Origin of the sequence: Nocardia sp. alder85J, assembly GCF_020176955.2 — a bacterium.
Taxonomy (GTDB): Bacteria; Actinomycetota; Actinomycetes; order Mycobacteriales; family Mycobacteriaceae; genus Nocardia.
Genome location: NZ_JAIUCZ020000001.1, coordinates 1,191,908 through 1,204,942, shown reverse-complemented (window position 1 = coordinate 1,204,942; position 13,035 = coordinate 1,191,908). Strand labels below are relative to the sequence as shown.

The window sequence follows — 13,035 nt, the reverse complement described above, 5'->3', positions numbered from 1 at the left end:
ACGAACACCGTCAGCGTGTTGATCGCGTCGAGGGCGCGGCCGAGGCCGAATCCGGCCGCGCACCGCGGTGTGGAGGGTGCGCGGCGTCACCGCCGGGCGGGTGGCGGCCAGCCGACCGGCCGGGCCCGCGATATCGAGCAGATCTGGATCTTCACCCCGGCCGACGGCGTCATCACCGAGATCCGGGCCGTCAGCGACCGGCTGGGCATGTTCATCCAGCTGGGCTGGGACCGGCCGGCGGAGGACTGAGAAGTCGCCCGGGACATCCGCGCTTTATGGAGGTAACATTCAAAAGAAGGTTACCTTCTATTGGAGGAGTCCCCATGTTTTCGAGTGGCACAGCGCGCTGGTGGGCTCTCGGCGCGGTCAGCCTGAACGTGCTGGCCGTGAGCCTGGACGGCACCGTGCTCTCGGTGGCGTTGCCCACGCTGGCACGCTCGCTGCATGCCACGGAATCCGATCTGGAGTGGTTCTCCGCCGGATATCTGCTGGTGCTCGCGGCGGCGGTGCTGCCCGCCGGGCTGATCGGGGATCGGTTCGGCCGCAAGGGCACCATGCTGATCTCGCTGGGGCTGTTCGGAATCGGCTCGGTGTGCTGCGCGTGCGCGCCCTCGCCGGGGTGGTTCCTGGCGGCCCGGCTGCTGATGGGCGTGGCGGGTGCGGGCATCACCGTGATGGCGATGTCGGCGCTGACCGTGCTGTTCGAGGAGGACCAGCGCGCCCGCGCGGTCGGCATCTACCAGTCCGCGAACTTCCTGGCGTTGCCGCTCGGCCCGATCCTGGGCGGCTGGCTGCTGTCGCACTTCTGGTGGGGCCTGCTGTTCCTGCTCAACGGGCCGATCGTGGGGCTGGGCCTGGTGGTCGGTGGCCTGCTGATCCCGAGGTCACGCGCGGAGCAGCGGCCCGGTCTCGATCCGGTCGGCACCGCGGCCGCCACGATCGGGCTGGTCGCGCTGACCTACGGGCTGATCGAGGCGGGACAGCGCGGCTGGACCGACCCGGTCGCGGTCTCGGCGATGGTGGCCGGTGGCCTCGCGCTGACCGGATTCTTCCGGTGGGAGCGGCAACTCGCGCGTCGCGGCGGCCGGCCACTGATCGATCCGGCGCTGTTCCGGTCCCGCGCGTTCACCGCGGCCGCCGGGCTGGGCGGACTGATCGGCATGGGCATGGTCGGGCTGCTGTTCACGATGCCGCAGTACTTCCAGGCCGTGCGCGGCACCGATGCCCTCGGTTCCGGGCTGCGGATGCTGCCGCTGGTCGGCGGGCTGGTCGCCGGGGCGCTGCCCGCGGCCTGGTGCACCCGCGTGCTCGGCGCGAAATATACTGTGGCGCTGGGCTTCACGCTCAACGCCGCCGGCGCCGGGCTCGGCGCGACCACCGGAAGCGGGTCGGGCACGGTCTTCGTCGCGGCCTGGATGGCACTGATGTGCGCGGGCACCGGACTGGCGCTGAGCGCGGTCACGGCCCTCGCGGTCACCACCCTGACGCCGGAACGCAGCGGGATCGGCTCCGCGGTGGTGCAGGCCTTCCAGAAGACCAGCGCGCCGCTGGGCACCGCCGTGCTGGGCAGTGTGCTCGCCGCCGACTACCGGGCCCGGCTCGACCCGGCCGGGCCGGCCCCGGCAGCCGCCGAGGCCGCGCGCAGCGGCGTCACCGGCGGTGCGGCCGTGGCCGAGCGGACACCCGTACCCGGCTTCGCGGCGATGGTGCAGGATGCTTTCGTGCACGGAATGGATATGTCGATGCTGGTGGCCGCCGCGATCGCGGCGGCCGGCGCGGTGGCGGCACTGGCCCTGCTGCCGGTCCGGCAGCCCGCCACACCCGTCCGAGCGGCGGCGCATGCCGTCTGATCCCGCGAAACCCGGTCTGCGCGAACGCAAGAAGGCGCTGACCCGGGCCACGATCCTGGACCACGCGCTGCGCCTGTTCGGCGAACAGGGCTACGACGCCACCACGATCGAGCAGATCATCGACGCCGCCGCGGTGTCCGAGAGCACCTTCTACCGGTACTTCCCCACCAAGGAGGATCTCGTCCTCCAGGACGAATACGACCCGCGGATCATCGCCGCGCTGCGCGCCCAGCCCGCCGACCTGCCGCCGATCACCGCACTGCGCCGGGCGTTCGTCGCGGTCTTCGGCGACCTCTCCGACACCCGGCGGGCCGAGTTGCGGGAGCGGACCGGCCTGATTCTCACGGTGCCGGCGCTGCGGGCCACCATGCTCGACCAATTGCTCCAGACCATGCGGCAATTGGCGGTTCCGCTGGCCGAGCGCGCCGGGCGCGATCCGGACGATTTCGAGGTGCGCACGGTCGCGGGGGCGGTGGTCGGCGCACTGACCGCGGTGCTGGCCGAATTGGCCGACGACCCGGAGGCGGATGTCGTCGCGCTGGTCGACCGCGCGATCGCGCGGCTGGAATCCGGCCTCAGTCTGTGACGTCCGGGTCCGGCACCTCGACCGCGATTTCGCCGCCGAGCCGGTAGCCGCCGATCAGCCGCAGATGGTCGCCGCTCCAGAACTTGCCCGGGTCGTACCAGTTCGGCCGCTTCGCCGGCAGCAGGCCCATCGCCTGGTACGTCATGCCGACGATCTCCGCGCAGTACGCGTTCTCCAGCCCCGCGGTCTCGGTGTCGTTGCGCCGCGGGCGTTTCGGCATCGGCACCCGGCCGAGGAACCAGCGGCCCGCCAGCGCGCTGGTGGACGGGAAGGGCATGCCGTCCAGCCGGGCGACCACCCGCAGCGCCGCATCCTCCATCGCGGCGGTCACCGGCCGATCCAGCTGACGCATCCACGCCTGCTGCCCGTATTCGTGGGTCCAGCGCACGACCGCGGCCCGCAGATCGTGCAACTGGGCGCCGCGGTGATGGGTGCCCGACCAGGCATCCGGCAGCGACCGGCCCAGTTCCGCATGCCAGATCAACGGCGGCAGATCATCGAGGGCCACCACCATGCCGACATGGTTCACCGGGCTGTTGGTGAGGCCGCGGATCGCGCGGTCGGCGGTGGTGTGACCCCGGAACAACCAGAGATCTCCGGTGCGGGCGAGCTCCGCCGCGTGATCCAGGTCGATGCTCATGGGCGCTTCGCGTGGCACGGCGACTAGCCTAGACGCATGCGCTGGTGGAAAGTATTGGGTCTCGCGGGGGCGGCCGGGGTCGCGGCCACCGGAGTGGTCATCGTGCAGGCAGAACGCAAGCGCCGCGCATACACCCCGGAGCAGGTCCGCGAGCAGCTGCACGCCCGCTTGGCCGAGCGTGCCGACCAGCCGCCGTCCGCACCGGCCCTCGGCAACGGGGCCGCGACACCCCGAATCAGCGTGCCGTTGCTCGCGATTCGGGAACAGGTCGGCCGTGTGCGGCGCCTGCTGGCGGGCCGCCGCAAGCAATAGCGTCCGGGCTCGACGAGTGTCGGAGCCCGTCGTGGTCCCGGCACTCGAACCGAATCCGGCGACGGCTCGACCGCCCCGGGCGAGGGCCGGTTCGGGCGAATCCGGCTGTGACACACCGTCTTACCGTCGGAGGTGGTCACGGTGTCGGCCGGTGGTCCCCCGGCGATCCGCATCGTGATCGGATTTCCGCCACGGCGGACCGGGCCGGTGTTCATCGGTCGCCGGAATCTCCCGTGGCCGGGCCGACGGTGGCGTCGGTGAGCACCGTGCGCAGTCCGGCGGTGAAACGTTCGTCGCGGTCGCCGGTCATGAGGGCGATCTGGTCGCCGGACTCGTCGACGCGGGCGGGGCCGTCGGCGAGCAGGGTCGCCACCAGCGGCTGCCATTCGCCGGTGCTCTCCAGTTCCAGGTAGGACTGTTCCTCGATGACGAAACCGACTGTGTAGGAACGGAGTACCGAGGCCAGATCGCCCGGCCGATACGGCGGGCGGGTGACGGCCGCGAGCAGGGTGCGCAGGACTGCGGACAGGTGTGAGGCCGCGCCGAACGGGGAATAGGAGCCCGCGACGATCCGGCCGCCGTCGCGGAAGCTCAGCATCGCCGCGCGCATCCGCTCGCAGCAGTCGATCACCTGGTCGACGGTCGGGTGGCCGGTGTCGATATCGGCGAGGTCGATGGTCCGGTAGATCGCGTCGGTCATCGCGCGTTGCAGGTCCTTGCGGTCGCGCAGATGTTTGTACAGCGCACCGGGTGTCACCTCGGCCGCCACCGCCAGCCGGCGCATGGTGAGGGCATCCAGTCCGTGTGCGGCGACGTACTCGTGGGCGATCTCCACCAGCCGGTCCCGGCTCAATCCGCGTTTGACCATCGGCGACGAGCCTAGCCGCGGGCTGTTCGCTCCCGGCCACGGCTGGTGGCCAGCCAGCCCGTGCACACCACGGCCACGGCGAGCAGCATCAGCAGCAGCGCCGACGGGGTCAGGTGCAGGCGCTCGTGGGCCACCGCCAGCAGGAACGGGACGGCGAAGCCGAGGTAGCTGAGCATCTGGTAGACGGCGGTCGCCGTGCCGAGCGACCGTGGATCGGCGATCTGCTGGATGTCGGCCAGCCCGCAGAACTGGGTGATGCCGTAGGTGAATCCGAGGAACAGCGAGGCGAACAGCACCGCCGCCGGAGCCAGGCTCGACGCCGCCCAGGCCGCGATCGCGATGCCCGCCAGCACCGGCAGCATCGCCACCGGCAGCACGCGGCCGGGGCGCAGCCGCCGCAGCGCACCGGCCAGTGGCACCGCCGCGATGCCCGCCGCCGCACCCACACCCGTGGTGATCGCGGTGAACAGCAGCGGCCGGTCCACCCGCGACGCGACCAGGGTCGGCAGATAGGCCAGCGCGATCGCCGCGCTGCCGAACACCCAGGGCGCGAACGGCAGCAGCACCAGCAGGAAGTGCCGGGTGAGTCGTTGCGGCGCAAGAGTTTCCATCGTCGCCGTCGGCGGTGCGGCGCGCAGTTCCTCCGGGGTGCGCAGCGCGGCGGGCACCGCGATCGCGACCAGCACCAGATGCGGCAGGTAGGCGGTCACGGTCGGAGCCGGAAGCCATTGCGCCGCAATGCCCGCCACGAACGGCCCGGCGGCGAATCCGGCGGTCATCGCCACCGTCGACCGCCGCGGCCCGGCGGCGGCCACGCCCGCGGCGGCGGACAACTCCCGTACCCAGGCCGCGCCGGTGCCGAAGGCGGCGCCGCTGGCGATCCCGGCGAGCAGGCGGCCGGCGAACAGCCAGCCGACGCCGCCGGCCATCAGCAGGCAGGAGGCGACGAACGACAACGCCAGTGCGGGCACCAGCACCGGGCGGCGGCCGAACCGGTCCGACAGCCGCCCGCCGGCCACCAGCGCCGGCACCAGGCCCAGGGCGTAGAGTCCGAACATCGCGTCCACCGTGGCCGTCGAAAGCCCCAGTCGCTGTTGATACATGACGATCAACGGGGAGAACTGATTGGCGCCCCAGCCGATCGCCGCCAGCGCCACTCCGGCGCCGAGCCAGTCGCGCCGGGACACCGCCGGGGCGCTCTCATCTCGTGTAATCAGCATGTCGTCCACCCTGCGCCGCGGTCGAATCCGGCAACAGTGTCCGATCCGACAACCGGCGTACAGTTTCGGACATGAGCGTTGTCGCCGTCGCCCTGTCCGAGGGCGTGCCGTTGTTCGAACTCGCGGCCCCCTGTGCCGTTTTCGGCACCGACCGCACCGGAATCACCGGCACCGACTGGTACGAGCTGCGGGTCTGCGGCCCGGCGGAGGCCCGGGTCGACCGCTGGTTCCGGTTCATCGCGGAGTACGACTACGCCGATCTGGCCCGCGCCGACACCGTGATCGTCCCGGCCTGTCACGACGAGGCGCTGCGCCCGCCGCCGGATCTGGTGGGTGCGGTACGCGCCGCCTACGAGCGCGGCGCGCGAGTGATGTCGATCTGCACCGGCGCGTTCGTGCTCGCCGAGGCCGGATTGCTGGACGGCCGCCGGGCCACCACGCACTGGCTCCACGCCCCGCTGCTGGCCCGCCGCTACCCCGCGATCACCGTCGACGCCGACGTGCTCTACGTCGACGAGGGGCGGGTGCTCACCTCGGCGGGTAAGGCCGCGGGCATGGATCTGTGCCTGCACGTGGTGCGGCGGGACTACGGCGCCGCGGTCGTCAACGAGCTGGCCCGGCGGCTGGTCACCCCGCCGCACCGGGAGGGCGGCCAGGCCCAGTACATCACCACCCGGGTGCCGAAATCGGAGCGCGACCCGCTGACGCCCGTCCTGGACTGGGCGCTGGCACATCTGGGCGAGCCGATCACCGTGGACGACATGGCCGCGCGGGCCCACCTGACGCCGCGCTCACTGCACCGGCACTTCCAGGACCGGGTCGGTACCAATCCGTCCACGTGGCTGCAACAGCAACGGCTGCGGCGGGCGCAGGAACTGCTGGAACACACCGACCACACCATCGATCTGGTCGCCGAGCGCTCGGGCTTCGCCACCGCCGCGACGCTGCGCCGGCATTTCCGCCGCGCCCTCGGCACCAGCCCCGACAGTTACCGGCGCACCTTCACCGGACACCCCGTCGGCTGATCCGGTCGCGCCGGAATCCGCACGGCCGCAACGTATGGCGTGGCGCCCTGGCCGCCAGGCTGGAACATGTTCTAGGCTGATAATGAAACATGTTCTAGAAAAGGAGTCCACTGCGCCATGCGTACCGAGATCTGTGAACGGCTGGGCATCGACGTCCCCATTTTCGCCTTCACCCACTGCCGCGATGTCGCCGCTGCGGTGAGCAACGCAGGCGGGCTCGGCGTCCTGGGCGCGGTCGGATTCACCGCCGAACAGCTCGAGATCGAGCTGACCTGGCTGGACGAGCACGTGCACGGCGTGTACGGCGTCGACCTGGTGATCCCCTCCAAGTACGAGGGCAAGGGTATAGACGGACTGAGCCCGGAGGAACTGGAAGACAAACTCGCCGAACTGGTTCCGCAGGGCCACCGCGATTTCGCGGAGAAGATCCTCGCCGATCACGGCGTGCCGCGCCTGCCCGAGGACGAGCACCACAATCAACTGCTGGGCTGGACCGCCACCACCGCCGCCCCGCAGGTGGCGGTGATCCTGCGGCATCCGAAGGCGAAGCTGGTCGCCAACGCCCTGGGCACCCCGCCGGACGACGTGATCAAGCAGGTGCAGGACTCCGGTCGGCTGATCGGCGCGCTGTGCGGCTCGGTGAAGCACGCGCTCAACCACCAGCGCGCGGGCCTGGACTTCGTGGTCTGCCAGGGCACCGAGGGCGGCGGCCACTGCGGCGAGGTCTCCTCGCTGGTGCTGTGGCCGCAGGTGATCGACGCGGTCGGCGATCTGCCGGTGCTGGCCGCCGGTGGCATCGGTGACGGCCGCCAGGTGGCCGCCGCGATGGCCATGGGCGCGGCCGGTGCGTGGACCGGCTCGCTGTGGCTGACCGTCGAGGAATCCAATGTGCCGCCGGCGCAGATGCAGACCTACATCGACGCCACCAGCCACGACACCGTGCGCTCGCGAGCGTGGACCGGTAAACCGGCGCGCATGCTGCGCAACGACTGGACCGAGGCATGGGAGCGTTCCGACACCCCGGACCCGCTGCCGATGCCGTTGCAGATGATGGTCGCCCTGGACGGTGTGAAGCGCGGCCACCGCTATCCGGAGGCCGCCAAGGACGTGAACTTCAACCCGGTGGGCCAGGTGGTCGGGCAGCTGACCAGGGTGGAGCGCACCGCCGACGTGATCCAGCGGCTGATCGAGGAGTACCTGACCGCCTGCGAGCGGCTGAACAAGCTCAACAACGGCTAGCCAGCACGTCCTTGACGATCGGCATGGCCGCGAACACATTCGGCCAGCCGACGTAGAAGGCCAGATGGGTGAGCACCTCGGCGGCCTCGGCCTCGGTCAGCCCGGAGTCCAGCGCGCGGTCGAGGTGGTAGGTGATCTGCTCGACGTGCCCGGTGGCCACCAGCGCGGCGATGGTGACGAGGCTGCGGTCGCGCGGCGCCAGCCCCGGCCGCAGCCACAGGTCGCCGAACACCAGCTCGGTGGTGTACTGCACGACGCCCGGTGCGACCTCGCCGAAATTCCGTGCCACCTCGTCGGCCCGGCGCGCCTCGGCGGCCGTGTCCTGCGGCAGCGGGTCCTCGTCGACCGGCGGCAGCTGTTCGCGGCCGATCCCCCGATGGTCGAACACCTTCTTGATGGTCGGCACCGCGGCCAGCGCATCCGCCCACCCGGCGTAGAACGCCAGGTGGGTGACCATCTCCGACAGTTCGGCCGGGGTGATGCCGTTGTCGAGCGCCCAGTACAGGTGATACGACAGGTCGGACAGGTGATTGCGGGCGATCAGCGCCGACACCGTGATGAGGCTGCGGTCGCGTGGCGACAGGTCGGGACGTTTCCACACCTCGCCCAGCAGCACCGATTGCGAGTACCTGTCCAGGACCGGTGCGACCGCGCGCACCTCCGCAGTGGGTAACCAGTCGACCATGTCCGTCCCCTGTCCGTTTCGATGACGCACTCTCACGGCAGCACAGCGAATTCTCGGCAGAACGAGTCGGCGCGTTACGGTGGGCCGGCTCACGGCAGAACAGCAGTTCGGGTCACATGCTTCGGGGCAATCATCGCACATCGCTACGACTCCGCCGCCGTCCGAACCGCGCGGTCCGATCGCCGCACCGAGTGCCGGACCGCACCGGCTGCCACATCGATGCCGGCGGCCCTGTGTTAGACACGAGACCGAGGACCCGGGTGGTTCGGGCGAATTCGGTGCTACGGGAGGTCGACGCGGTGTCGCGGAGTGTGGGCGAACTGATCGCGGCGCGGCAGGCGGCGGGCAGCACGCCCGGCGCGCGCACCGACGCGGCGCGGCTGGCGCTGGTCGTGGAGGGCGGTTCGGCACGCGGCGCCTATTCGCACGGCATGGTCATGGCGCTGGAGGAACTGGGCCTGCTGTCCTGTTTCGACGCCGTGTACGGCTCGTCGGCCGGGGCCCTGAACGGGGCCTGGCTGCTGTGCGGCCGGGCCCGTGGCTCCGAGCGGGCCTGGCATGCGGACGTGGTGCGGCGGGTGATCTCGCCGGCCCGGTTGCTGTGGGGTGGCCGGGTCGTCGATACCCCGTTCCTGGTGCACTCGGTGTACGGGCACATCGTGCCGATGGACTTCCCGGCGATCCTGGCCAATCCGGTGACCTTCCACCCGATCGGCACCGACGCCGCCTCCGGCGCCGCGGTCGACCTGCACCCGTATCTCACCGATGTGGCCGCGTTGCAGCGGGCGCTGCGGGCCACCACCTGCCTGCCGATCCTGGCCGAACATCCGGTCGAGCTCGGCGGCCGCCGCTTCGTCGACGCGGGCCTCGCCGAGCCGGTGCCGATCCGTACCGCTCTGGCCCAGGGCGCCACCCACGTGCTGGTGCTGCGCACCCGCCGGGCCGACGAGCGAGCCGGCGCGCCCTCGGGCCTGGAGAACCGGATCGTGACCCGATTCCTGTCCCGGCACGCCCCCGGCGTCGTGGACACCTGGCTGACCCGCGTCGAGGTACACGCCCGCGACGAGGAACTGCTGGCCGGTCATCCCGCGGTGTGGCAGGTGCGGCCGCCGCTGGGCGCACCCACCATCGGCCGCGTCGCGCGCGACTCCCGGACCCTGCTGCGGGCGCTCGCGCTGGGCCGGGCCGCGACCACCGACGCCCTCGCCCCCTACCTGCCCGCGGTGGCACCGGCGAGCTGAACGGGATTCGCGCACTGGCTGCCATCGTGCAGCCAGTGCGCGATGGCAGCCAGTGCCGATCGCGGCGGCGATCCGCGTGCCGTATTCGACACGCCCGCAACGCCGAGCATGGTTGCTAGCCTGTTGCCGTGACCCCGACGCCGGATCCGCCCGAGCCGTTCTGGAATCTGGAGACCGAGCTGTCCTCGGTGCTGCTGGTGCTGGCCGGATTCGTCGGCGCAGCGGCCTACACGCACTCCGACGGGTATTTCGTCACCTTCATGACCGGCAACACCGAGCGCGCGGTGATCGGCGGATTCCTCGGCGACCGCAATCTGGCACTGGGTGCGGCGGGCCTGATCGCCTGCTTCCTGGCGGGGGTGTTCGTCGGTTCGGTGTTCCGGCGCTGGCGCTGGTCGAGCAACCATCCACACGGGTCCACCGTGCTGGCCACGGCCGTGCTGGCGGCCGCGGCCCTGCTGGATTGGAGCCTGTACGCGCACGAGCGCGACCTGGGCCTGGTGCCGATCCTGTTCGTATCGTTCGCGATGGGCAATCTGAACACCTCGTTCGTCCGCAACGGCGAGGTGTCGATCCCGGTCACCTACGTCACCGGAACACTGGTGAAGTTCGCCCAGGGGCTGGAGCGGCACCTGGTCGGCGGGGGCACGCACCGGGAGTGGCTGGGCTACGCGGTGCAGTATCTGTCGTTCGCGCTGGGCGCGCTGCTGGGCGGCCTGGTCTCGCTGATCATCGACGGCCGCGACATGTTGAACGCGGCCGTGATCGCCTCCGCGCTGGTGGCCGCCTACACCTGGCGGGCCGATCTGCGCTGGGTGCGCCGCCACGATCGAGCCTGAGCGGCCGACCCCCGCGACGGCTGTCGATTCGTCCTGTGACGCATCTCGCGTCGCCAGGATTTAGTTAGTTAGCCTTACGCAACTACATTAAGTGGAGGCCCTGTCCGAATCTTCTCCGGAGGGAAACTCCCTTGGCTTCCGCCACACCACCCGGTGGTCTCGACGTCGGCGACGTGCAGACCATCCAGCGCCGGCGGCGCATGGACCGCGACCACCCGAACTACAAGTGGGTCGCGCTGTCCAATACGACGCTCGGCATGCTGATCGTCACCATCAACTCGTCGATCGTGCTGATCTCGCTGCCGGCGATCTTCCGCGGCATCGACCTCAATCCGCTGTCGGCGAGCAATGTCAGCTACCTGCTGTGGATGATGATGGGCTTCCTGCTCGCCTCCGCGGTGCTGGTGGTGATGTTCGGTCGGCTCGGCGACATGTTCGGCCGGGTGCGGATCTACAACCTGGGCTTCGTCGTCTTCGCGATCTCGGCGATCGCGACGTCGCTGGACCCGTTCATTCACGGCGGCGGCGCCATCTGGCTGATCGCGTGGCGCGTGATCCAGGGCGTCGGCGGCGCGATGCTGATGGCCAACTCGGCGGCCATCCTGACCGACGCCTTCCCCGCCAACCAGCGCGGTATGGCGCTGGGCATCAACCAGGTCGCGGCCATCGCGGGTTCGTTCCTGGGCCTGCTGATCGGCGGCGTGCTGTCCGAATGGGACTGGAAGGCGGTGTTCTGGGTCAGCGTGCCGTTCTCGGTGATCGGCACCGTCTGGTCGTACCGCTCGTTGCAGGACTTCGGCCAGCGCAGCTCCGGATCCCTGGACCTACCGGGCACGGTGACCTTCGCGGTGGGCCTCACCGCGCTGCTGACCGGCATCACGTACGGCATCCAGCCCTATGGCGGCTCCAACACCGGCTGGACCAACCCGTGGGTGCTCGGCGCCATCGCCGGCGGCATCCTGCTGCTGATCGCGTTCTGCGTGATCGAGTCCACGGTGGCGCAGCCGATGTTCAACCTGTCGCTGTTCCGCAATCCCGCGTTCAGCCTGGCGAACCTGGCCGGGCTGATGGCCTCGGTGGGCCGCGGCGGTATGCAGTTCATGCTGATCATCTGGCTACAGGGCATCTGGCTGCCGTTGCACGGCTTCAGTTACGAGTCCACGCCGCTGTGGGCGGGCATCTACATGCTGCCGACCACGATCGGCTTCCTCGCCGCGGGCCCGATCTCGGGCTTCCTGTCCGACAAGTTCGGCGTCCGGCCGTTCGCCGTCGGTGGCCTGGTGATCGTCGCGGCCAGTTTCGTCGGGCTGATCCTGATCCCGGTCGATTTCAACTACTGGCTGTTCGCGGCGCTGATCTTCGTCAACGGCGTCGGCTCGGGTGTGTTCGCCTCGCCCAATACCGCGGCCGTGATGTCCAGCGCGCCGGCCGCCCAGCGCGGCGCCGCCTCCGGCATGCGCGGCACGCTGTTCAACGGCGGTTCGGCGCTGTCGATCGGCCTGTTCTTCTCGCTGATGATCGTGGGCCTGTCCAGTACGCTGCCCGGCGCTCTCAGTTCCGGATTGCGCGGGCAGGGCGTCTCGCCGCAACTGGCCGACCAGCTGTCGAACACGCCGCCGGTGGGCAGCCTGTTCGCGGCCTTCCTGGGCTACAACCCGATCAAGGAGATGCTGGCGCCGACCGGTGCGCTGAATCAGCCGGGCGTGCACGGTGACGTGCTCACCGGGCAGGAGTTCTTCCCGCGCCTGATCTCCGGGCCGTTCCACTCCGGACTGGTGGTCGTGTTCCTCGCCGCCGCGGCGATGATGCTGATCGGAGCCGTCGCCTCCTGGTTCGCCGGCAACGGCGAGGCCGTGGACGAGCAGGCCGAACTCGCGGAAGCCGTTCGAGAGGGCATACTTTCGGAAACGGACAGCACCACCGGCGGCGTCGGCACCGACGAGGGCGTCGGCGACGACCGGGTAGGAGCGGCCAACCGATGATCCAGCAGGAGCGTTCGCGCAGCACCGAGGAACTGGCCGAGGCGGCGGATCTGTACCTCGCCATCGGGCGGATCACCCGCGTGCTGCGCCGCTCCGGGGACCTGGGATCGCTGAGCCAGGGGTCCGCCGGCGCACTGGGCACCCTGGTGCGCTCGGGCCCGATGCGGCTCAGCGATCTGGCCGCCGTCGAACACGTCACCGCCCCGACCATGTCGCGGATGGTGTCCGGCCTGGAGAAGCTCGGCTACGTCGAGCGCACCGCGGACCCCGGCGACGGCCGCGCGCAGTTGCTCAGCGCCACCGAACAGGCCCACGGGCTGGTCAACGGGCTCACCTCCGCCCGCATCCAGCGCTTCGCCGCCACGCTGGAACAGCTCGAGCCGGGCGAGCGCGGCACGCTGATCGCGGGTCTCACCAAACTCGTCACCCTTCTGGACGATCGATCGGCCGACTGATCCGCCGCGCACTGTCACATTTGCGCCATTTGCCACTACCTGCCGGTCGGTATTCATTTTCCGGAGATGTTTACCGGAACTTTTGCGCGGGAA

14 protein-coding genes are annotated in these 13,035 nt (G+C 70.5%); 10 read left to right on the top strand and 4 right to left on the bottom strand.

The features are described 5' to 3' along the window. Window positions 1–18 precede the first annotated feature (18 nt). From LBW94_RS05605 to LBW94_RS05595, 3 genes are all read left to right on the top strand, one after another. Window positions 19–249, top strand: coding sequence for an ester cyclase (locus LBW94_RS05605; protein WP_225060740.1), 231 nt, complete (start codon window positions 19–21; stop codon window positions 247–249). 74 nt (window positions 250–323) lie between these two features. Beyond that, window positions 324–1,850 (top strand): MFS transporter, encoded by a 1,527-nt coding sequence (locus LBW94_RS05600; protein WP_225060741.1) that lies wholly within the window; start codon window positions 324–326, stop codon window positions 1,848–1,850. Continuing rightward, entirely contained in the window at window positions 1,840–2,436 is a 597-nt protein-coding gene (locus LBW94_RS05595) for a TetR family transcriptional regulator (RefSeq protein ID WP_225060742.1), read from the top strand. The genes LBW94_RS05600 and LBW94_RS05595 overlap by 11 nt, the downstream gene beginning before the upstream one ends. Here LBW94_RS05595 and LBW94_RS05590 read toward each other — a convergent pair. Then, window positions 2,426–3,076 carry a hypothetical protein gene (locus LBW94_RS05590; RefSeq protein WP_225060743.1) on the bottom strand — a complete coding sequence of 217 codons (651 nt, stop codon included), beginning with the start codon at window positions 3,074–3,076 and terminating at the stop codon, window positions 2,426–2,428. The two genes, LBW94_RS05595 and LBW94_RS05590, sit on opposite strands and share 11 nt — an antisense overlap. A gap of 36 nt (window positions 3,077–3,112) precedes the next feature. On the opposite strand from LBW94_RS05590, the gene LBW94_RS05585 reads away from it, so the two are divergent. After that, complete coding sequence (locus tag LBW94_RS05585; protein WP_225060744.1) at window positions 3,113–3,388, top strand: hypothetical protein; 276 nt, start codon at window positions 3,113–3,115, stop codon at window positions 3,386–3,388. Window positions 3,389–3,599: 211 nt separating this feature from the next. Here LBW94_RS05585 and LBW94_RS05580 read toward each other — a convergent pair whose 3' ends face one another. Further along, entirely contained in the window at window positions 3,600–4,256 is a 657-nt protein-coding gene (locus tag LBW94_RS05580) for a TetR/AcrR family transcriptional regulator (protein ID WP_225060745.1), read from the bottom strand. A gap of 11 nt (window positions 4,257–4,267) precedes the next feature. Beyond that, on the bottom strand, window positions 4,268–5,476 hold the full coding sequence (locus LBW94_RS05575; protein WP_225060746.1) for an MFS transporter: 1,209 nt from the start codon (window positions 5,474–5,476) through the stop codon (window positions 4,268–4,270). Window positions 5,477–5,547: 71 nt separating this feature from the next. Between LBW94_RS05575 and LBW94_RS05570 the strand changes: the two genes are divergently transcribed. After that, window positions 5,548–6,501: a GlxA family transcriptional regulator gene (locus tag LBW94_RS05570; RefSeq protein WP_225060747.1), complete on the top strand. Its 954-nt coding sequence runs from the start codon at window positions 5,548–5,550 to the stop codon at window positions 6,499–6,501. Window positions 6,502–6,618: 117 nt separating this feature from the next. Then, complete coding sequence (locus LBW94_RS05565; protein ID WP_225060748.1) at window positions 6,619–7,740, top strand: NAD(P)H-dependent flavin oxidoreductase; 1,122 nt, start codon at window positions 6,619–6,621, stop codon at window positions 7,738–7,740. Here the strand turns inward: LBW94_RS05565 and LBW94_RS05560 are convergent. Then, window positions 7,727–8,425: a carboxymuconolactone decarboxylase family protein gene (locus LBW94_RS05560; RefSeq protein WP_225060749.1), complete on the bottom strand. Its 699-nt coding sequence runs from the start codon at window positions 8,423–8,425 to the stop codon at window positions 7,727–7,729. The two genes, LBW94_RS05565 and LBW94_RS05560, sit on opposite strands and share 14 nt — an antisense overlap. Before the next feature lie 299 nt (window positions 8,426–8,724). Here LBW94_RS05560 and LBW94_RS05555 point away from each other — a divergent pair, with 299 nt between their 5' ends. From LBW94_RS05555 to LBW94_RS05540, 4 genes are all read left to right on the top strand, one after another. After that, window positions 8,725–9,666, top strand: a complete 942-nt coding sequence (locus tag LBW94_RS05555) for a patatin-like phospholipase family protein (protein ID WP_225060750.1) — start codon at window positions 8,725–8,727, stop codon at window positions 9,664–9,666. A gap of 128 nt (window positions 9,667–9,794) precedes the next feature. Further along, window positions 9,795–10,505: a YoaK family protein gene (locus tag LBW94_RS05550; RefSeq protein ID WP_225060751.1), complete on the top strand. Its 711-nt coding sequence runs from the start codon at window positions 9,795–9,797 to the stop codon at window positions 10,503–10,505. Window positions 10,506–10,705: 200 nt separating this feature from the next. After that, the gene (locus tag LBW94_RS05545) at window positions 10,706–12,487 is read left to right on the top strand and encodes an MFS transporter (protein WP_225060813.1); all 1,782 of its coding nucleotides are present in this window, start codon (window positions 10,706–10,708) and stop codon (window positions 12,485–12,487) included. Further along, entirely contained in the window at window positions 12,484–12,942 is a 459-nt protein-coding gene (locus tag LBW94_RS05540; RefSeq protein ID WP_225060752.1) for a MarR family winged helix-turn-helix transcriptional regulator, read from the top strand. Before LBW94_RS05545 ends, LBW94_RS05540 begins: the two co-directional genes overlap by 4 nt. Window positions 12,943–13,035 lie beyond the last annotated feature (93 nt).

What these genes read in the sequence shown, in the direction of transcription:
- LBW94_RS05600 (WP_225060741.1), top strand. Translation starts at nt 324, where the DNA reads ATGTTTTCGAGTGGCACAGCGCGCTGGTGGGCTCTCGGCGCGGTCAGC.
- LBW94_RS05595 (WP_225060742.1), top strand. Translation starts at nt 1,840, where the DNA reads ATGCCGTCTGATCCCGCGAAACCCGGTCTGCGCGAACGCAAGAAGGCG.
- LBW94_RS05590 (WP_225060743.1), bottom strand. Translation starts at nt 3,076, where the DNA reads ATGAGCATCGACCTGGATCACGCGGCGGAGCTCGCCCGCACCGGAGAT.
- LBW94_RS05585 (WP_225060744.1), top strand. Translation starts at nt 3,113, where the DNA reads ATGCGCTGGTGGAAAGTATTGGGTCTCGCGGGGGCGGCCGGGGTCGCG.
- LBW94_RS05580 (WP_225060745.1), bottom strand. Translation starts at nt 4,256, where the DNA reads ATGGTCAAACGCGGATTGAGCCGGGACCGGCTGGTGGAGATCGCCCAC.
- LBW94_RS05575 (WP_225060746.1), bottom strand. Translation starts at nt 5,476, where the DNA reads ATGCTGATTACACGAGATGAGAGCGCCCCGGCGGTGTCCCGGCGCGAC.
- LBW94_RS05570 (WP_225060747.1), top strand. Translation starts at nt 5,548, where the DNA reads ATGAGCGTTGTCGCCGTCGCCCTGTCCGAGGGCGTGCCGTTGTTCGAA.
- LBW94_RS05565 (WP_225060748.1), top strand. Translation starts at nt 6,619, where the DNA reads ATGCGTACCGAGATCTGTGAACGGCTGGGCATCGACGTCCCCATTTTC.
- LBW94_RS05560 (WP_225060749.1), bottom strand. Translation starts at nt 8,425, where the DNA reads ATGGTCGACTGGTTACCCACTGCGGAGGTGCGCGCGGTCGCACCGGTC.
- LBW94_RS05545 (WP_225060813.1), top strand. Translation starts at nt 10,706, where the DNA reads ATGGACCGCGACCACCCGAACTACAAGTGGGTCGCGCTGTCCAATACG.
- LBW94_RS05540 (WP_225060752.1), top strand. Translation starts at nt 12,484, where the DNA reads ATGATCCAGCAGGAGCGTTCGCGCAGCACCGAGGAACTGGCCGAGGCG.